The following is a 19,992-nucleotide window of genomic DNA, read 5'->3' on the forward strand; positions in this document are numbered from 1 at the left end:
TGTGTATTAATGTAAAAGGAATTAATGCATTTCTGTTATTCGACTGCAAAATTAACTAATAATGATTAATACCAAAGGATGTTTTCAAAATTAATCTGCTTTATGTCAATTTTTTATATTCTTAAGGTCTTGAAACAGACTTTAATAGCTTAAAAACCTGATTGTAGTAAGTGATGTTTCCAATTAAAAAATTGTTTTAAGGAATTTTAGACCTTATAAAAATCAGAAATAACGCCTAGCCCTAATAAACCTTGGCTGCCAATATTTGGAATATAGATTGTCTTCGGTTACCCCAAGAGATGATGATGAATGAATGAATTGAATGCTTTTTCTATCGGTATCTGTGACAATTCCCGCATGGGTGACCTTCCTTTTCTTCTTGCCTGTAGCGAAAAACAGTACATCCCCTTTTTCCAGTTTGTTTACAGAAACTTTTTTCCCTGTTTTACTTTGGGCTTCGGAAGTTCTCGGAAGGCTAATGCCAATGCTCTTAAATGAGAGGTATAATAGCGCGGAGCAATCCATGCCCGCACGGGTGGTGCCTCCGTATCGATAGGGAGTGCCTCTGTAGGTCTTTGCTGTCTGTACTACGGCATTGACTTTTCTTTTATATGCTTTTTTTGAGGCTGAGCAAGAGCTGAAGAATATCAGGGAAGAAAAAAGTGCGACTAAAAGGAGTGGTGAAACTGATTTGATACGCATTGAATGATTTGTTGATATTTAAACGTTACTCAATTATACGCAAGTATTGTCAGCTAAACAATATGCTAAATCTGGTATATAGCCCTATTTAAATAAAATGAATGATAAAAAAATATTAATGGGTTGAAACTTGATGTTAAAGTAGAAGGTTAATAGTTTTATAGTTTAGTGGCGAGAAGACAGTGTTGATTATTTATTGTGCTTAAGATGATAAAGGGAGATTTCAAAAAATTGCCTATGCAAAAGAAAATACAAAAGCTCTATACAGAGGGTACTTTTGTAGTGGGGATTAGATATTATGGGCATAAGGTAAACCTTTATCTTTTGGACAATGAATATGTGGAAGTCTTTTATAATCACAAATTAGATAAGATTGATAAAATTGATTTTTTAAACCATCAGCACAGCAGAATGAAGTTTTATCTGGATCAGATCAATATCAAAATGGATTGAGCTATTTTTCGATAAGACTTTGATGGATTTTTAGAACTTGGGGAATTAACATTTTACTGTCCGTGTTTTTTATGGTGAAATCAGCAAGCTTATTTTTTTGCTCGTCTGGCATTTGGCGGTCAATGATTGCGTTGATTTGTTCTTCCGAACGCTGAGGATCTCTTGTTAAGACCCTTAAGATTCTGACCTTGATCGGGGAGCTGACATTGATGACTTTGTCTAAATCTTTGTAAGACCCTGTTTCGAAAAGTAATGCAGCTTCCTTTAAAACATAAGGAGAGGACTGCTTGCTTGCCCAGTCTTCAAAATCAATTTTTACGGCAGGATGTACCAATTTATTGATGGTTTTGGTTTTTTCTTGGTCGGAAAAAACTTCTTTAGCTAAAAAAGTTTTGTTTAGGCTCCTGTCGGTATTATATGCGCCTGTCCCAAAAGCTTTGGTGATAGCAACAATTAAGTTTTGGTCGTTTGCCATTAGCCATTTTGCTCTATCGTCTGCTGAATAAACTGGAATGCCAAGGATATTGAATATTTTGGCTGCTGTGGATTTTCCTGCTCCAATTCCTCCGGTAATGCCCACTAAAAGTGGTTTGGGCTTATTCATAGTTTAGCTTAAATGTGTTTGGTTCGAACGCTATGGATTCTATATAATCTGGTAGGTCAGGTATCTCTATTTGGACAGTGCTGTCATCCTTATTTCTTTGGTAATAGTCGATGATTCCTACCAGTTCAATTTCTTGCAGATCACTTACTCTTCTTTCGTCTACTCTATAGTTCAATAGTATTGATTTGATTTCTCCATCAATGCTCACATTATTGGGGAAGTTTTTCTGTTCAACAGGAATTCTTTTGTTGCCCTCTATAAATTCTACTAAGTCAAATTTAACGTGAACACTTTTTGGGTCTAGACTTATAAAAGGGGTCAATTCTTCTGACAATTCCAAGGGCATGAGCTGGTCGTAACTCTGTTTTAGGCCATCTTCTTCAATACTGATATATAGGCTGTCTTTTAATACATTTATTTTTGATTCAGGTCCTTTGACTTGGACCAGAATAGGTTCAATATAAATGGAATCAGCAAATTGGAAGTGCGGAGCAAGGGTAAGTTGGCTAGTGTCCAGTCTTATTTTAAATTCTTCAGTGACGATTTTATCAATATTGAATTTCAATGTGTCCGTAAGAATCGCTGAAAGATTGGTAGGCTCCAGTATTTCACTCAGGCTTCTCCTGTAAGCTGATGAAAGCAAGTATTTCTGCTTGTCAGGATTGGGAAGCTCAATAGAAAAAGGAGGAACGTTTACATTAAAATATTTCCTGAAAAGATCCCAACCATTTCCTGTGATTTCAATCTTAATATTACTGGGGAGTTTTTCCACTGCCATATACTCCTCCTTATTGTACTCAAAGGAGATGGGGTAATTGACTACAGTGAGGTAATTATCTTTGTTGAGGGCATTCAAAACCCAAAAAGTGGTGGCCGCTATTACACATAGGACCACCACTTTGATGTCAGAGGCTTTCTTTTTTTTAAGCTTCCCGAAGTATTTTTCAAATTTGTTCAATACCTCTTGTTATTTAGTGCCATTAGCTTTCTTTGAGAATTCTGCTGAAACGGCTGATTTTTCTACTTTGATTTTTAATCCTTTGTCAAGGTCAATAATGACAGTGTCTCCTTCAATGCTGTGCACTTTTCCGTGAATTCCGCCGATGGTCACCACCAAATCTCCCTTTTTAATGGAGTCTACAAAATTTTTGGCTTCTTTTTGTTTTTTCTGCTGCGGCCTGATCATGAAGAAATACATGATCAAAATGATCGCTCCGAATAGAAAAACCTGTCCCATGATGCCGCTACCACCGGCAGCTGGTGCTTGTAATAATATAGTACTAATCATCTTTACTTTTTAACTGGACCAACAGTTTTGGTGGTCGAGGTATTACTTGTATTTACTGTTCCTTTTAATTTTAGTCTGGTTACACTAGGAGACGTGTTAGCAGTGATGGTTACTGTAGGGTTTTGCGCGCCTGACTTACCAGCTGAGTTGAAGCTTACTTTGACATAGCCATCTTCTCCTGGCTTTATAGGTGTCTTGGACCAATCGGGAGTAGTGCAGCCACATGATGCCTGAATATTGGAAATCACTAAAGGAGATTTTCCATCATTGGTGAATTTGAATACGTGTTCTATTTTTTCTCCCTGTTTGATGGTCCCAAAATCATATTCCATTTCAGGGAATTTGAACTTGCCCAAGCTAGCAGGATCGATCTCGGCTACATTTTGTACATTGGCCGGTGGAGTCTTAGTGCTTTGGTCAGCTTCTAACTTGGCTATCTTTTGTTCTAGTTCTTCTATTTTCTCCTTATTATTGGTATCACAGCTTGATACAAAAAGAGAACCTGCAAGAAGCATTGCAGGTAGTCCTAAATATTTCATAATAATTATGATTATTAATTTTTATCCTTATTGATTTGGTCAATGAGCTTGTTTACATCGTCTAACAAGTTTTCTGCCTTGCTTTTGGCTTCAGAAATTACCTTTTTACCTTCTGTTTTGGCCTCGTTCATGGGGAGATCCTTGCCTTCGATAAGGTCATTGATCAAGTCCTCAAGTTCAGCCTTGTATTTAGAAAGCTTGTAAGAAAGTTTGTCTCTAGTATTATTACCAGAATCAGGTGCGAATAGTACCCCTAGTGCGGCACCTACTCCAGCACCTAGTACAAAAGCTAAAATAGAATTACTTTGTTTGCTCATAATTAAATAATGTTTACTTGTTATCTAAAAGGCCTCTTCCACTCTTACGGATTATTCCTTGATCGGTTAGCTCTTTTGCCAAAACATCCAATAAACCATTTACAAATTGCTTGCTTTTAGGCGTACTGTATGTTTTGGAAATGTCAATATACTCATTGATGCTAACTTTTACAGGGATACTAGGAAAAAATGACATTTCCGTGATAGCCATAGAGAGGATGATTTTGTCCGTAGAGGCGACACGCTCTATGTCCCAGTTTTTTGTTTTTTCTGCTATCAAGACCCTGTTTTTATAGTCATTTTCGATAGTCAAGTTAAAGATATTTTGGAAAAATTCCTTGTCCTCTTCCCAGTTTATAGCGATTTCTGGAAGTTCGTAATCTTGGCTATCGGGTGATTCGCTGATGTTTTTGAGGACTTTTACTGCTAAGCTTCTTACTACGGCTTTATTTTCTGTCCAGTTTAGGTCCTGCTCAGCAAAGTAGCTCATGATGGCCTCGTTTTTGAAAATGATTTTTTTGATCATCTCCAATAAGATGTCCAAATCTTCCTCTTCACTTGGCTCGTTTAATTTGATATATGCTGAGTATTTTTCCCATGGCTTGATGTATTCACGGAACCACTCTTGGATTTCCAATTCAAGCTCTTCTAAATCGGCCTGTTGGCGGATTGATTCAGAATTAAAAGCAGGTGCTTCTTTGAGGTATTTAATAGTTTTGTTGTTGGCTAAGTTCAGGTCACCTGAAAGAGATACTAAGGCTTCTTGGTTCAGTTTGCGCTTTCTGTCGTATTCTCCTTGGACGTGATTGCTGAATCCGATTAGGATATGGATGACCTTTAGGTATAGCTGAGGAATGCTTTCGGCAGCATTGACCATGTTCTTTGCAAGAAATCCCAGGTCTTTTTGATTGTATTGATGGTAAAGATTTACCGCTTTAATAGCAATGGATTTGATTTTGGTGTCGTAGTCTCCGGATGCTATAAGGGCTTTGTTGTTCAGGTTTTTAGAAAAAAGCTCAACGGTTGTTTCCGCATCTTTTTTTAGTTGGGCTTTGTCTTGCACTTCCATGCTGTTTAGATCTGGAAGGAAAGCATCCCTAATATAGTCTTTGGCTAAATTTAGATTGGAAGCTTTACACTGCTCATAGGCGTAAAGGTTCTGAAAAGCCTTAACTCTAAGTATTCTTCTGTTTAACATTACCTGAATATAAAGAACGTAAAATTTGAATGATTAATAGCGAAATGAATTAGCTCCTTTCACTTATTGTTGCTGCAAAGTTAAAAAATAAAAAAACCAAATGCACGGATTTTATTGTCCATTGCATTTGGTTAGATAAAAAACGCTAAGTTTATCAGTAAGTGGATTTTAGCTTACTGATGCTGTTGATTCTGTTCCAGGCCATTTCTATAGCTGCCTGCTGGGCAGGAATCCCCTCTTTTTCAGATTTGTTTAGAATAGCTAAGCAGGTGTCATAGATTTTTTCTGCCTGCTGATAAGCTAGTTCTCTATTATAGTTACCTAAGTATTCGGCATATACATTGATCAAACCTCCAGCGTTGATCAAGAAATCAGGAGCATAAATGATGTCTCTTTCTATTAATGCCTGGCCGTGAATTTCCTCATCTTTCAATTGGTTATTGGCTGCACCAGCGATAACCTGGCAGTTCAGTCTATTTAGGGTCTCATCGTTTACCGTGGCCCCTAAGGCACAAGGGGCATAAATATCCATTTTCACATCGTAGATGTCCTCTGGAGCTATGACAGTAGCTCCAGTGTTTTTCGCTACTTCCTTCAGTCTGTCCTCAAAGATATCTGTGATGAAAATTTCTGCTCCTTCTTTGACCAAATGGTCAATCAAATGTCGACCTACTTGCCCGATACCTTGTACGGCAATTTTCTTGCCTGTTAGACTGTCTTGTCCATAAGCTTTCTTGGCTGCGGCTTTCATCCCTAAGTAAGCACCATAAGCAGTTACAGGGGATGGATCTCCTCCTCCGCCTTTTACTTCGGGAAGCCCTGTGACATGGGAAGTCTCCATGGCGATATACTCCATGTCTGATGTCTTCATGTTCACATCTTCAGCAGTGATGTATTTACCTCCTAAGCTTTGGACAAATTTTCCAAACCTTCTTAGAAAAGCTTCATTTTTAAGTTTAGGGTCTCCTATAATGACGGCTTTCCCTCCTCCAATATTGAGCCCCGAAATGGCAGCTTTGAAGGTCATGCCCCTAGAAAGTCGTAATACATCTGTAATGGCTTCTTCCTCAGAAGCGTAATTCCACATTCTTGTACCACCTAATGCTGGTCCTAAAACGGTATTATGAATACCTATGATAGCTTTTAGTCCAGTAGGCTCATCGTAACACATGACCAATTGCTCATGTCCTAAAGATGTGATTTGTCCATAAATTGAGTCTCCTTTGACCATTTCCTCGGTTTTAATCTCTATCATAATGAACTTAGAAGTTTAGATTATGTTATATTTGGGTAAGTCTTTTGCTTTGCCTTGCTATAAAGAATTAAATACTAAATAGAGGCTAGGTAAAGCTACATAAAAGATTATTATAAAACAAAATAAGATATTTTAAAGTTTTTATTTCGTGAACTCCCTCTGGCGTCTTAACAAATATTTATTCAAGTACAAAGGTTACCTCTTGTTGGGTATACTCTTTACTATTATTTCCAATGTGTTTGTGATGATACCTGCTCAATTGGTGCGGGTAGCCATAGATTATGTAGTGGAAAGCTTTAGTTTTTATCAGATGTTCCCTGAAGGGGAAGGGACTTCAGCGATCAGGGGGGCTTTTCTAAATTATATTTTTGTTTTTGGTGTATTGATATTGGTAATGGCTTTTTTAAGGGGCTTTTTTCTCTTTTTGATCAGGCAAACCATTATTGTTATGTCCAGGCTTATTGAGTATGATCTTAAAAACGAAATTTTTGATCATTACCAGAAACTGCCACTGAGTTTTTATCGGAAAAATAGTACTGGGGATTTAATGGCCAGGGTTACAGAGGATGTTAGTAGGGTGCGAATGTATTTTGGACCAGCGTTGATGTATGGTATTAACCTCTTGGTATTATTTCCTTTGGTGATCGGATATATGCTCAGTGTCAATGTGCCCTTGACAATTTATTCATTACTGCCTCTGCCGGTACTTTCCATCAGTATTTATTTGGTCAATAATATGATCAATGTAAGGTCTGAAAAGATCCAACGTAGTTTATCAGGATTGAGCACATTTGTTCAAGAGTCATTTTCAGGGATTAGGGTAATTAAAGCTTTTGTTAGAGAAGATGATAGCAGCAAGGACTTTACCCAAGCCAGTGAAGACTATAAAGAAAAATCCATAAGCCTTACCAAAGTACAGGCTTTGTTCTACCCATTGATTATGGGCCTTGTAGGAGTAAGTACTATTATTACCGTATATGTGGGAGGGAACCAGGTCATAGAAGGTGCAATAGGTTATGGTGTGATTGCGGAATTTATCCTATATGTTAATATGCTGACTTGGCCAGTGACTTCTTTAGGCTGGGTGACCAGTATAGTACAAAGGGCAGCTGCCTCTCAAACTAGAATCAATGAGTTTTTGGATGAAAAGAATGACATTATCAGTAAAGCGCATCTGACTACACCTGTGAAAGGACAGATTGTATTCAATGGGCTTTCTTTTGTGTATCCAGACTCTGGTATTAAGGCATTGGATAAGGTCAGTTTTGATATTCAGCCAGGGCAATCTTTAGCCATTATTGGTACCACAGGGTCAGGGAAATCGACTATTGCCAATCTATTGATGAGGATGTTTGATGCTTCTGAAGGTAATATTCAATTGGATGGAGAGGATATTAGGGCTTTTGATATTTCCTATTTAAGGAAGCAAATTGGTTATGTTCCTCAGGATGTTTTCCTTTTCAGCGATTCTATATATAATAATATTGGTTTTGGTCTTGATAATATTCCTGAAGGAGTAGTGGAGCAGGCGGCAAAAGACGCCGATGTTTATCAAAATATAGTTGACTTTCCTGCCGGTTTTGAAACTAGGTTAGGTGAAAGAGGAATTACCTTGAGTGGAGGGCAAAAACAGCGGGTTTCCATTGCCCGGGCTATCGCTAAGGATCCTTCTATCTTGCTATTGGATGATTGTTTGTCAGCTGTAGATACCAAAACAGAAAATGTTATCCTCAATGCCTTAAAGGGAATTATGGAAAACAGGACATCCATAGTCATTTCCCATAGGGTTTCTTCAGCTAAGCTGGCTGATAAGATAATTGTTTTGGATGATGGTAGGGTAGTAGAAGAGGGCTCGCATGATCTCTTGATGGCGAGAAAGGGAGTTTATGCGGCGCTTTACGAAAAACAGACCAATTCAAGTGAAACGATGGAAAATGAATAAAATGATTTACCAATCTTCGTTATAATTGTAGGTCTTTGGTTTGGCTTTGATTTTTCCTCCTCCAAACTGCATGCCTACACCTATGCTTACAAAGTCACTTATTGTTTTTCCTGTAAAATGGTAGGTGGCATTGAGCCTAAATTTTCCTGAAATTACTCCGACCCTTGGTGCCAAGCCGAAATTCACCCTATCATTATAACGCGTAATAATAGTTCCATCAGCACTGTCAACAATTTCGTAATTGCTTCTTCTGTACATACCCGCCAATATGCCTACAAATGGCCTGGTTTCATTGAGTCCAAATTGGTATTCAGAGCTTGCGGATAGATTGCTTATGGCTTGGGCCCTAAAAATGGCTTCTTTATGATTGAAAAGGGATTCTCCTTCGCCCAGGATATTGCTGGCTAGCTGTAGGCCGACTTGTAGATGGTCATTGATGCCATATCTAGGCTCTATGAATAAACCTCCTCCAGTAGTTAAGACGGATTCAGTGGGGAATGTTAAGTTTATTCCAAGGTCAACCTTGAATGGTTTGTATTTTCGGACGCTTATTTGATCTTGTCCTTGTGTTATGAGGACAGTAGTGACAAAGCATATAATAAATAGTAATGACCTTTTCATTTTACTTCCGGATAATTAAATGATCATGGTAAATCAGATTTTAGTCCTCATCAAGACCGAAATATAATCATTTTTTTATCTCACCTTAAGGTATGTAAACTTTTATTTAAAACTCATAGAGGACTGGGCTTGTTTAGTTTTGAGCACAAAAAAAGTGCCCGAAAAAAAATCGGGCACTTTGAAATATTAATTTTGTGGGGAAGCAATTAACTTCCACACATCTCGCAATCATCTGGGTTGTCCAGTGAACAAGCTATGGCATCTTTGTTTTGTTGGCCAGTGTTTGGATCTACTTCTGCCGGTTTTTGGTCAGCATTTTGCAGATTGGATTTGTCCACTGTAAACTGAATCGCACTTGTAGCCGCTTTAGATCTCAAATAATACATACCTGTCTTGAGGCCTTTTTTCCAAGCATAGAAATGCATGGAGGTCAATTTTCCAAAGTTTGGCTCTTGCATGAAAACATTCATACTTTGGGACTGACAGATATATGCTCCTCTGTCTGCTGCCATATTGATAACTACCTTTTGTGAAATCTCCCAAACGGTCTTATAAAGATCCTTGATGTTTTGTGGGACTTCAGGCATATCTTGAACTGATCCATTAGCTGCAATCAGTCTGTTTTTCATATTATCATTCCAAAGTCCCAAACGAATCAGGTCTCTCATCAAATGTTTGTTCACCACCACAAATTCTCCAGAAAGGGTTCTTCTGGTATAGATATTTGAGGTGTATGGCTCAAAGCATTCGTTATTGCCCAAGATTTGTGAAGTAGAAGCCGTAGGCATTGGAGCAACTAATAAAGAGTTTCTTACGCCATATTTGCTTACTCTTTCTTTAAGCTCAGCCCAGTTCCATCTTCCCGATTTTGGTGTTACACCCCATAGGTCAAATTGGAATTGGCCTTTTGAAACAGGAGATCCCTCATAGGTTTCATAGGTGCCATGGTCTTTTGCTAGTTCCATGGAAGTCTCCATAGCGGCATAGTAGATGGTCTCGAAGATATCTTCGTTAAGTCCAGCTGCCTCTTCAGAATCAAAAGGCATTCTCAAAAGGATAAAGGCATCAGCAAGGCCCTGTACTCCGATTCCGATAGGTCTATGTCTGAAGTTGGACTTTCTAGCCTCTTCCACAGGGTAATAATTGATGTCAATTACTTTGTTAAGGTTACGCGTGGCGACCTTAGTAATTTCATATAGCTTTTGATGATCAAAGGTTTTGTTGCCTTTAGCATCAGTAGTGACGAATTTAGGTAAGGCAATTGAAGCAAGGTTACAAACAGCCACCTCATCAGGAGAAGTGTACTCCATGATTTCGGTACATAAGTTGGAAGACTTGATGGTACCCAAGTTTTTCTGGTTTGATTTGCCATTTGCTGCATCCTTATAGAGCATATAAGGTGTACCGGTCTCAATTTGAGACTCCAATACTTCAAACCAAAGTTCCTGTGCTTTTACAGTTTCTCTTGCTCTACCTTCTTTTTCGTATTTTTCATAAAGTTTTTCAAATTCTTCTCCGTGACATTCGGAAAGTCCAGGAGCTTCATTCGGACAGAATAGCGACCATTCTTCATTGGCTTCTACTCTCTTCATAAATAAATCTGAAATCCAAAGTGCATAGAACAAGTCTCTGGCTCTCATTTCCTCTTTACCGTGATTCTTTTTCAGTTCAAGGAAATCCTTGATGTCTGCATGCCATGGCTCTAAGTAAATAGCAAAACTTCCTTTTCTTTTTCCGCCACCTTGGTCGACATACCTAGCGGTCATGTCAAAGTTTCTCAGCATGGGGACTATACCGTTGGAAACTCCATTGGTTCCTTTGATATATGAACCTTTTGCTCTCACATTATGAATTGAAAGCCCGATACCACCAGCAGATTGGGAGATTTTGGCACATTGCTTCAAAGTATCATAGATACCGTCAATGCTGTCCTCCTTCATACTCAATAAGAAGCAAGAAGAAAGCTGAGGCTTCGGTGTGCCCGCATTGAAAAGCGTAGGCGTGGCATGGGTAAACCATTTCTCTGAAAGTAAAGTATAAGTTTCGATTGCAGCATCGATATCCTCTTTATGGATTCCGATGGCCACTCTCATTAGCATATGTTGTGGTCTTTCGACTACTTTATCATCCAGTTTGATCAGGTAACTTTTTTCCAAAGTTTTGAAGCCAAAGAAATCATAATTGAAATCCCTGCTGTAATCGATGACTTCATCCAGTTTGGCAGCATGTTTTTTGATTATTCCATATACATCTGGAGCAATCAGGGCAGCGTTATCACCTGTTTTTGGGTCTACATAGGTGTATAGCCTTTTCATGGTGTTTGAAAAGGACTGGCTAGTAGTTTTGTGAAGATTTGAAATAGCAATTCTGGCTGCTAATATGGCGTATTCGGGGTGTTTAACCGTCATGGATGCACAAACCTCAGCAGCGAGGTTGTCCAAGGCTGAAGTAGTAACACCGTCATATAAACCATCGATCACTTTTTTTGCTACTTCGATGGGGTGGATATAACGTGAATCCAGGCCATAACACAAGTTTTCAATTCTTGTGGTGATTTTGTCGAATCTTACTGATTCTCTTCTACCGTCTCTTTTTATTACTAACATGCTATAAGGGAGTTAAGGGTGGGAAGAAAAGTTAATTAAAAGTCCTCTTCAATGGAAAATTTAGAGGAATCAGATGCGTCTTTACCTTTCATAACCCCAGCCTTTTGGTAGTCCCCAACTCTTTTCTCAAAGAAATTGGTCTTACCTTGTAATGAGATCATGTCCATAAAGTCAAAAGGATTGGTGCTGTTCCAGACTTTTTCACAGCCCAATTCTACCAACAGCCTATCGGCTACAAACTCAATATATTGACACATTAACTCAGCATTCATACCGATCAACCTTACCGGAAGTGCGTCGGTTACAAATTCTTTTTCAATGGCCACAGCGTCCTGAATAATTTCAGATACAGTTTCTTTTGGTAAGTGATTAGTGATATGTTGGGTGTACAAGTGACAGGCGAAGTCACAGTGTAATCCCTCATCTCTAGAGATTAATTCATTGGAGAAGGTTAGTCCTGGCATCAAACCTCTTTTCTTCAACCAGAAGATAGAGCAGAATGATCCTGAGAAGAAAATACCCTCAACAGCAGCAAAGGCAATCAATCTTTCGTGGAAACTACCTTCGTCAATCCATCTTAGTGCCCAGTCAGCCTTTTTCTTGACGCAATCCAAATGTTCAATCGCATTGAACAATTTGTCTCTTTCAGCAGCGTCTTTGATATAGGTGTCGATCAATAAACTATAGGTTTCTGAATGGATGTTTTCCATGGCAATTTGAAACCCGTAGAAAAATTTAGCTTCTGTATATTGTACCTCTGCCACAAAGTGCTCAGCTAAATTTTCGTTTACAATACCGTCACTGGCCGCAAAAAATGCTAAAACATGGGAGATGAAATGTCTTTCATCATCAGTCATGTTTTTCCAGTCCTTAATATCTTGGCTAAGGTCTATTTCTTCTGCAGTCCAAAAGCTGGCTTCAGCTTTTTTATAATATTCCCAAATATCATCATGTTGTATTGGGAATAATACGAACCTGCTGTTATCTCCTTGCGCTAATAGGGGTTCCGGTTTTTGCATTACTTATTAGTTCTATTAATTATAAGATGTAAATGTTCTGAAATAAAGTAAATCAGCTACTATTTAATGCTTTTCACTTCGTAAAATAGTGAGTTTGTAGCAGTTTTATTTTTGAGTCGTTGAACAAATATGCTCAACAAATTCCAAAAATAAAACCCGTGCATTAGTGGGTAACTTTAGTTTTTGACTCTTGGTCAAAATAGGTATAAATATTTGTAATTCAATAAATAGTGTGTCTTTGTTTCAAGTGTTAATTCTACTAAAACGGTCTTTAAGGGCGATTCGACTAGGCTCGAAAAAAATTTAAAAAAAATTTTCGAACCAAAATTCAAGCCTAATTTGACTTTTGGTCAAGTTTTGTATTGTGATGTAAGTTTCTGTAAAGCAGTAATTTATGTTGTTATATGATTTTTAATTATTGAACTTGTTGATTCTCAAATCCTAAAGAAAATCAAGGATTTTTAGAAGAATTTTTAATTTTCTTTCCAAATGGGGATATCTTGGTATTTTCTATAGTCCCCGAATTGGGGCGCAAATATAGCGGGGCGATTTTGGATAAGATATATTGAAGGAAAAAATTATTTTTCTATTTTTGAATCTTATTGGTTGCCTGGTATATAGCTGGATTTTGGTGTCTATTATGAAGTTTATCAAGGAATTTGATGAAATCTTATGAGTTAGTTTTTTACTTATGAAAATACTCTGTATATTTGCACCTCAATTTTGATAAAAAGTTCTTAGTATGTACGCAATAGTTAACATAGCAGGAAAGCAGTTCAAAGTAACTAAAGATCAATTTGTCTATGCACCGAAGTTGCAAGGCGATGTTGACGCTTCCGTTGAATTCGATGAGGTATTGTTGGCAGATGACAACGGTACAGTATCGGTAGGTGCCCCTACATTGGCTGGCGCCAAAGTGACAGGAAAAATTCTTGATCATGTAAAAGGTGACAAAGTAATCGTCTTCAAAAAGAAAAGAAGAAAAGGTTACAAAAAGAAAAATGGTCACAGACAAGAATTCACTAAAATACTTATTGAAAACATTACTCTTTAAGATTATCTTAGGGTAATCCAAAACATTTAAAATTATGGCTCACAAGAAAGGTGTCGGTAGTTCCAAAAACGGTAGAGAATCCCATAGTAAACGTCTTGGTGTGAAGAAATTTGGCGGAGAAGCTGTTATTTCTGGAAACATCATCGTTAGACAAAGGGGAACCAAACATCACGCTGGGTTGAACGTAAAAGTGGGTAAAGATCACACTTTGTTCGCTGTTGCTGATGGCAAGGTTGAATTTAAGAAGAAGCACGATGGTAAATCTTATGTAAGCGTAATTCCAGCTGAAGCATAAGGTTTAGATAACAGAAATATTTAAGAAGCTGCTCTTGTTTTTAAGAGCAGCTTTTTTTTTGGAATGATTTATCCTCACAGCAAGTCAGAGATAGTTTTTGTTGGGATGGCCTAAGAAGCTTGGAATTATGCTGTTTTTATAGGGGGATTTTGCTGCGTATATTGTTAATTTATAAATAAACGTAGTATTAGTGTAAATAACTTGTTTATCGTATTTTTTTATTTGATGGAATAAATAGAGTATATTTCATCAATAAATTAATTTTCATGAAGACTGTTTTTCCTTCGTCAATTGTCGAACAGACATCTGAATATTATCAGAATAAAATCACTGTTAGGTCCAGGATTATCTATATCAGTATATTAATTCTTATAATAGGAGGCTTTTGTTGTTTGCCGTTTATAGAGGTAGATGTGTCAGTGAAGGGAGAAGGGAAGTTTCAAACCTCTTTGAGTAGAAATGAGATTTATGCGCCTATTTCTGGAAGGGTTTCATCTATCAATATTGTCGAAAACGGTTCTGTCCAAAAAGGCAGTATTTTGGCCGAAATCAAATCTGATCAAGTGGATTTAGAAATAGATGGACTTGAAAGCCGGGGAGGGCAAGTGCAGGAATTTATCGCTGATCTTAAAAAGTTGATGGAGGTAAGTCCTAATAATACCAGTGATTTTTCTCCACGGGATTTGAAGTCCAAATATTATAAGGCTGCCTATTATGAGTATAATTCAGAAGTGCAGCAGCTTCGGAATGTTCTTGAAAAGGAGAAGCGGGATGTAAAAAGGGCAAAGTTGTTATTTGATAGTAGGGCATTGTCGTTAGCCGAATATGATGAAATCAGGGCTAAGTTTGAGCGTGCATTGACAAATTTAGATCTTTTTCAGAGTAAAAAGCTTTCTATTTGGGAACAAGAGTTGGCCAGCTACCAACGAGAATTGGCAAAACTGGGTAATAGTAAAAAATTACTTAGGGACAGGCTTCATCAATTTAAGATTATCGCCGGTGTTTCAGGAACTATAGTGAATTTTGAAAATATTAGACCTGGTGATTTTGTCTTTGCCAATCAAAAAATAGCAGAAATTTCTCCTGATAGTACCTTAAAAGCAGTGACCTTTCTTTCTCCTGCGGACATTGCTTTTGTAAGGGCTGGACAAAAAGTCCTTTTTCAAGTGGATGCCTATGATTATAATCAATGGGGTTTACTAGAAGGGGTGGTAAGTGAGATCAGCAAAGATTTGCAGATGATTTCGGAAAATGAAGTGGCATTTAGGGTTGTCTGTAATTTAAAGCAAAATGCTTTAAGTCTTCAAAATGGAATTGAGGGAGAAGTGAGGCGTGGAATGACTTTTAAGAGCCGTTTTTTGGTGACTCGTAGGAGTTTATATCAATTATTGTATGATCAGGTGGATAATTGGTTAAATCCTGCTGTGGAATAAAATCTGAAAAGCATAATTAATGGGGATTAGAATAAAACAAAGGGATATAACAGATTGTGGGGCAGCTTGTCTGGCTTCCGTTGCCGGCTACTATAAGTTAAGGATACCTCTTTCAAAGATCAGATTATTGGCCTCTACTGGGCAAAAAGGCACCAATGTTTTAGGCTTGGTAGAAGCTTCAGAAAAGTTGGGTTTTTCTGCGAAAGCACTGAAGGGTAATTTTGAAAGTCTGGGCTTATCGCCGAAGCCTACTATTGTTCACTTGAAGATCAATAAGGCCTTGCACCATTATATGGTGGTGTATAAGATAGGGAGGAAATCGGTCAAACTCATGGATCCCTTGGATGGGAGTATAAAAAAAATAAGCCATGAGGAGTTTAAAAAGGTTTGGACAGGGGTGATGGTGATATTAATGCCGAATGAGACCTTTAAAGCTGCAGACCATACTGTTTCGGTAAGCAGGAGATTTTGGTTTTTGATCAGCCCACATAAAAGTGTGCTTTTGCAAACCCTGGTTGGAGCTTTGATTTACTCAATTTTGGGCTTATCCATATCTGTTTATTTGCAGAAAATTGTTGATAATGTATTTATAGACAGAAATGCTAATTTGCTTAATTTGATGAGTGTGGCCATGGTGGTCTTGCTATTGTTTCAAGTTTTCATAGGAGGTTATAATAAGATTTTTGCCCTTAAAGTTGGGCAAAAAATTGATGCCCGTTTGATTTTGGGCTATTATAAACATTTAATGACTTTGCCCCAACGGTTTTTTGATACCATGAGGGTGGTGGAGGTGATTTCAAGGATTAATGATGCCGTTAAGATTCGCTCATTTATCAATGAGGTTTCTGTAAATCTAATGGTGAATACTTTTATCGTACTGTTTTCCTTTGCTTTGATGTTTGCTTTGTACTGGAAGCTGGCATTGGTTATGACTTTTTTGATACCTTTTTATATTTTGATTTATTTCCTGACCAATAAGGTTAATAGAAAGGTGGAGCGTACTTTGATGGAAAGATCTGCCAATTTGGAATCTCAGATGGTTGAATCGGTTCGGTCTGTAGGTTTGATAAAAAAGTTTGGGGTTGAAGACTATGCCAAGTTGAGGACAGAGGCAAAGTTTGTGTCTGTCTTGGAAGGGGTGTATAAATCGGGGCGTAATAATGTGTTTTCGACAAATGCCACTGATTTAATATTAAGACTGTTCACTATAGTGTTGCTTTGGGTTGGTGCAAGATATGTAATTGGAAATGAAATCAGCCCTGGAGAGTTAGTGGCTTTTTATGCTATAATGGGGTACTTGACTACTCCGATTGCGAGTTTGGTAGGGATGAATAAATCTGTTAATAATGCGATGATCGCGGCGGATCGTTTATTTGAGATTCTGGATTTGGAAATGGAAGAGGATGCTGCCGAGAAATTTGATCTTGAGCCGTCATCAATGGGGGATATTGTTTTCCAGAATGTTTCTTTTAGATATGGAAGTCACGCTAAAGTTTTTGATGGTCTGGATTTGCGTATCCCCAAAGGAAAAGTTACCGGAATAATAGGAGAGAGTGGTTCTGGGAAGTCCACATTACTGGCTCTTATGCAACATATCTATCCCGTAACTTCTGGTCAAATAAAAATAGGGCAATACGATATCGCTTATGTGAGTCACCATAGTTTAAGGAGGCAAATCGCTGTAGTTCCTCAGCAAGTTGAGTTAGTTTCGGGGAGTTTAATAGAGAATATTGCTTTTGGTGATCTTCGGCCAGATGTAAAGAAAATCATTGAAATTTGTCATTTGCTTGGTATGTCAAGTTTTATTGAAGCCCTTCCTGATGGGATTTCTAGCCATTTGGGAGAATATGGTGTTAGTTTATCTGGGGGGCAAAGGCAATTGGTCTCAATAGCGAGAGCGCTTTACCGGGATCCAGAGATTTTGATTCTGGATGAGGCCAGTGCATCATTAGATCCAAAAGCCGAGAAAAACTTGCAGTCAGTAATAAAGTTGTTGTCAAATCGAGGAAAAACCATTATTTTCATTACCCATCATCTTACTTCTGTAAAGAACTTTGACCAAATTATTGTTATGGATAATGGAAGAGTGGTGGAGCAAGGTTCACATGATTCTCTTGTTGGTTTAGAAGGCCGGTACCATGAGATGATTTTTAGTTAACATAAGCTTTGTAGAATTTTAAATTGATTTATTATGAATTTCATAAAGCATATTGAGCGAATTCAATTAATAAATAAATTGATCAAGGAAGGGAAAACAGGTAGTCCTGAGGAACTTTCCTCAAGGTTGGGAATTAGTAGAAGGCAGCTTTATAATCATTTGGAAAGTCTCAAGGATATGGGCTTGGAAGTTTCCTATTCAAGAAAGCTCAATAGTTTTTATTATGTGGACGAGAAGCATTTGGAGATGAATTTTAGTCTGAAGGTAATAGGTCCTGAAGAAGTTGAAAGTATCTATGGAGGAGTTTATTTGCCGTTTGTTGAAGAAGGAGAATTTGAGTTGGACTGGCTCGGGAGTTGGTGAGTTTGATTGATAAGGCTCGTAACCCAAAGAGAATATTAGAAAACAAAGGGAGAGTCCACTAATTGAAAGAGTGTTTTAATTTTTCCTATTTATTAGTAGGCTTTATTTTTTGAGACAAAAACCGAGGCTTTTTTGTCTTAGCATGATCCTTTTTGGATGCCTTTCGAAAAAAAACGCTTGATTTTTGGAAGAAATTTTATCCGTGCAAGTTAAGTGCACGGAGCCCCTTTATCTTAGTATTAAGATTTAAGGATGATCAAAAATAAGAAAAATGATTGTCCTACAATTTAACCAAGCACAGTAAGCATAATTAATAAAATTTTAAAGATAATTTTTTAGCACTAATGATGTTGGTGACTTATTTAGTGCTCGTGTTGATTAACGTCAGAGGGATACATGTGTGGTGTATCCCTTTTTTTAGGTTAAAAATATCTTATCAATATAGTGTGTTATTGGGTAATATGCTAAGATATAGGTGTTTGTTTTAAAAATAAGAATGGGTGAAGTCCTTTGTATGATTATTGTTTATACTTTTTCCTGTTTATTGTTCGTTTTGTTAATTACAGAATGGGGCTTTTTAGAATAAAAATTTTGTTTCATTGGTAATTAAACCCGAATCGCATTTGATATAACCCAACCGTATTACCTTAGAGAAATTTGTTTGGGAATGCTATTAGTAATATTTTTATTCATTAGGGATTAAAGTAATTATTGCATTTGTTTAAAAAGTTCAATTTCTTGGGCTTCTATATAATTTTAATTTAAACATTCAGTATGAAAAAGTTTGCACTTTTGATGTTGTGGGCCTGTTCTGTATGCTCACCAATCATCGCACAGAATGATATTGAATTCAGAGAGTTTACGCTTGATAATGGTCTTCATGTGATCATGCACAAAGATAACAGTACCCCGATTGTGGTGACCTCTGTTCTATATCATGTTGGGTCCAAAAATGAGAATCCAGAAAGAACTGGCTTTGCCCATTTTTTTGAGCATTTGTTATTTGAAGGTAGTGAGCATATAGGCCGAGGTGAATATTCGAAAAAAATTCAATCTGAGGGAGGAACACTAAACGCATATACCAGTAATGATATTACTTATTATTACGAGTCCTTACCATCCAATAAGTTGGAAATGGCTTTGTATATGGAGAGTGAGCGAATGCTTCATGCTAAAATTGACGAAGAGGGTGTTGAAACCCAAAGAGAGGTAGTAAAGGAGGAAAAAAGACAACGTTATGATAATCAGCCCTATGGGACTATTTTGCCGGAAACACTAAAAAGGGCTTATGCTGAACATCCTTACCAATGGGCACCTATTGGCTCGTTGGAGCACTTGAATGAAGCTTCTTTGGATGAGTTTATGGATTTTTATAAATCATTTTATGTTCCGAATAATGCTACATTAACCATTGCTGGTGATATAGATTATGCTCAAACAGAGGAATGGGTAAAGATGTATTTTTCTGAAATTCCAGCAGGTGCCAAAGAGATCTATCGGCCATCTATAGAGGAGCCCAAAAAAGTAACAGAGATCAGGGATGTCGTTTATGATAATATCCAAATACCTGCGGTGATCCAAGCATACAATTTGCCTCCTAAAAATGATCCTGACTCTTACGCTATGGATATGTTATCGACCTATTTAACAGGTGGTAATTCTTCTTTAATGACCAAGGAATTGGTGGACAAACAGCAAAAAGCCTTGGCAGTAGCCGCTATTCCCCTTGATTTGGAGGATGGAGGTATCTTTATTATGTATGGAATTACCAATATGGGTATTAAGGCAGAGGATTTGGAATCTGAAATCGATCTTTTGGTAAAGCAAGTTCAGGATGAAGGTGTTTCGGAACAAGATTTTAAAAAGCTACAAAATATCATCGAGAATGATTTGGTCAGCAAGAATGCTACCATGTCTGGGATAGCCCAAAACCTTTCGCAGTCTCATGTTTTTTATGGGGACACCGATCATATTAACAATGAGCTGGAATTGTATAGAGATGTTAGTAGGGAAGATTTGCAGAGAGTGGCTAAGAAATACTTGACCTTGGATGGTAGGGTTGTACTTTATTACCTCCCCAAGTCTGAACAAAATCAACAATAGTGAATGACAACTTTGTGACAGTTATGAAAAAGACATATATAT

General features: G+C 37.5%; 19 protein-coding genes. 8 read left to right on the plus strand and 11 right to left on the minus strand.

Going from position 1 to position 19,992, the window contains the following annotated elements; genetic code table 11:
- Window positions 1-222 precede the first annotated feature (222 nt).
- Entirely contained in the window at window positions 223-702 is a 480-nt protein-coding gene (locus H7U17_RS07780) for a C40 family peptidase (protein ID WP_186756104.1), read from the minus strand.
- A 207-nt stretch (window positions 703-909) separates the two neighbouring features.
- Between H7U17_RS07780 and H7U17_RS07785 the strand changes: the two genes are divergently transcribed.
- A complete protein-coding gene (locus H7U17_RS07785; RefSeq protein WP_186756106.1) occupies window positions 910-1,155 on the plus strand; it encodes a hypothetical protein in 246 nt (81 codons plus the stop codon).
- Window position 1,156: 1 nt separating this feature from the next.
- On the opposite strand, the gene coaE is transcribed toward H7U17_RS07785, so the two are convergent.
- From coaE to H7U17_RS07820, 7 genes are all read right to left on the minus strand, one after another.
- Window positions 1,157-1,759, minus strand: coding sequence for a dephospho-CoA kinase (gene coaE / locus H7U17_RS07790; RefSeq protein ID WP_186756107.1), 603 nt, complete (start codon window positions 1,757-1,759; stop codon window positions 1,157-1,159).
- Window positions 1,752-2,717 carry a YbbR-like domain-containing protein gene (locus H7U17_RS07795; protein ID WP_186756109.1) on the minus strand — a complete coding sequence of 322 codons (966 nt, stop codon included), beginning with the start codon at window positions 2,715-2,717 and terminating at the stop codon, window positions 1,752-1,754. The genes coaE and H7U17_RS07795 overlap by 8 nt, the downstream gene beginning before the upstream one ends.
- 9 nt (window positions 2,718-2,726) lie before the next feature.
- Complete coding sequence (yajC, locus tag H7U17_RS07800; protein WP_186756110.1) at window positions 2,727-3,047, minus strand: preprotein translocase subunit YajC; 321 nt, start codon at window positions 3,045-3,047, stop codon at window positions 2,727-2,729.
- A 2-nt stretch (window positions 3,048-3,049) separates the two neighbouring features.
- Window positions 3,050-3,586 (minus strand): DUF1573 domain-containing protein, encoded by a 537-nt coding sequence (locus H7U17_RS07805; RefSeq protein WP_186756112.1) that lies wholly within the window; start codon window positions 3,584-3,586, stop codon window positions 3,050-3,052.
- 14 nt (window positions 3,587-3,600) lie between these two features.
- Window positions 3,601-3,903 (minus strand): YtxH domain-containing protein, encoded by a 303-nt coding sequence (locus H7U17_RS07810; protein WP_186756114.1) that lies wholly within the window; start codon window positions 3,901-3,903, stop codon window positions 3,601-3,603.
- A 13-nt stretch (window positions 3,904-3,916) separates the two neighbouring features.
- Window positions 3,917-5,101, minus strand: coding sequence for a transcription antitermination factor NusB (nusB, locus tag H7U17_RS07815; RefSeq protein WP_186756115.1), 1,185 nt, complete (start codon window positions 5,099-5,101; stop codon window positions 3,917-3,919).
- Window positions 5,102-5,255: 154 nt separating this feature from the next.
- Complete coding sequence (locus H7U17_RS07820) at window positions 5,256-6,356, minus strand: Glu/Leu/Phe/Val family dehydrogenase (protein WP_186756117.1); 1,101 nt, start codon at window positions 6,354-6,356, stop codon at window positions 5,256-5,258.
- 148 nt (window positions 6,357-6,504) lie between these two features.
- Here H7U17_RS07820 and H7U17_RS07825 point away from each other — a divergent pair, with 148 nt between their 5' ends.
- Window positions 6,505-8,298, plus strand: a complete 1,794-nt coding sequence (locus H7U17_RS07825) for an ABC transporter ATP-binding protein (protein ID WP_186756119.1) — start codon at window positions 6,505-6,507, stop codon at window positions 8,296-8,298.
- A 6-nt stretch (window positions 8,299-8,304) separates the two neighbouring features.
- On the opposite strand, the gene H7U17_RS07830 is transcribed toward H7U17_RS07825, so the two are convergent.
- The 3 genes from H7U17_RS07830 to H7U17_RS07840 all read right to left on the minus strand — a co-directional run bounded on the left by H7U17_RS07830 (window position 8,305) and on the right by H7U17_RS07840 (window position 12,544).
- Window positions 8,305-8,919, minus strand: coding sequence for a hypothetical protein (locus H7U17_RS07830; RefSeq protein ID WP_186756121.1), 615 nt, complete (start codon window positions 8,917-8,919; stop codon window positions 8,305-8,307).
- A 206-nt stretch (window positions 8,920-9,125) separates the two neighbouring features.
- Window positions 9,126-11,525: a ribonucleoside-diphosphate reductase subunit alpha gene (locus H7U17_RS07835; protein ID WP_186756123.1), complete on the minus strand. Its 2,400-nt coding sequence runs from the start codon at window positions 11,523-11,525 to the stop codon at window positions 9,126-9,128.
- 35 nt (window positions 11,526-11,560) lie between these two features.
- Window positions 11,561-12,544 (minus strand): ribonucleotide-diphosphate reductase subunit beta, encoded by a 984-nt coding sequence (locus tag H7U17_RS07840; RefSeq protein ID WP_186756125.1) that lies wholly within the window; start codon window positions 12,542-12,544, stop codon window positions 11,561-11,563.
- A gap of 742 nt (window positions 12,545-13,286) precedes the next feature.
- Here H7U17_RS07840 and rplU point away from each other — a divergent pair.
- The 6 genes from rplU to H7U17_RS07870 all read left to right on the plus strand — a co-directional run bounded on the left by rplU (window position 13,287) and on the right by H7U17_RS07870 (window position 19,950).
- Window positions 13,287-13,598, plus strand: coding sequence for a 50S ribosomal protein L21 (gene rplU / locus H7U17_RS07845; protein ID WP_186756127.1), 312 nt, complete (start codon window positions 13,287-13,289; stop codon window positions 13,596-13,598).
- 34 nt (window positions 13,599-13,632) lie between these two features.
- Window positions 13,633-13,893: a 50S ribosomal protein L27 gene (rpmA, locus tag H7U17_RS07850; RefSeq protein WP_186756129.1), complete on the plus strand. Its 261-nt coding sequence runs from the start codon at window positions 13,633-13,635 to the stop codon at window positions 13,891-13,893.
- Window positions 13,894-14,159: 266 nt separating this feature from the next.
- Window positions 14,160-15,326, plus strand: coding sequence for an HlyD family secretion protein (locus tag H7U17_RS07855; protein WP_186756131.1), 1,167 nt, complete (start codon window positions 14,160-14,162; stop codon window positions 15,324-15,326).
- A gap of 19 nt (window positions 15,327-15,345) precedes the next feature.
- A complete protein-coding gene (locus tag H7U17_RS07860; protein ID WP_186756133.1) occupies window positions 15,346-17,484 on the plus strand; it encodes a peptidase domain-containing ABC transporter in 2,139 nt (712 codons plus the stop codon).
- Between the two features lie 33 nt (window positions 17,485-17,517).
- Window positions 17,518-17,847 (plus strand): helix-turn-helix domain-containing protein, encoded by a 330-nt coding sequence (locus H7U17_RS07865; RefSeq protein WP_186756135.1) that lies wholly within the window; start codon window positions 17,518-17,520, stop codon window positions 17,845-17,847.
- Window positions 17,848-18,621: 774 nt separating this feature from the next.
- Window positions 18,622-19,950, plus strand: a complete 1,329-nt coding sequence (locus H7U17_RS07870; protein ID WP_186756137.1) for a M16 family metallopeptidase — start codon at window positions 18,622-18,624, stop codon at window positions 19,948-19,950.
- The last annotated feature ends 42 nt before the right edge of the window (window positions 19,951-19,992 follow it).

The sequence above is a fragment of the Echinicola salinicaeni genome (assembly GCF_014280965.1).
Taxonomy (GTDB): domain Bacteria; phylum Bacteroidota; class Bacteroidia; order Cytophagales; family Cyclobacteriaceae; genus Echinicola; species Echinicola salinicaeni.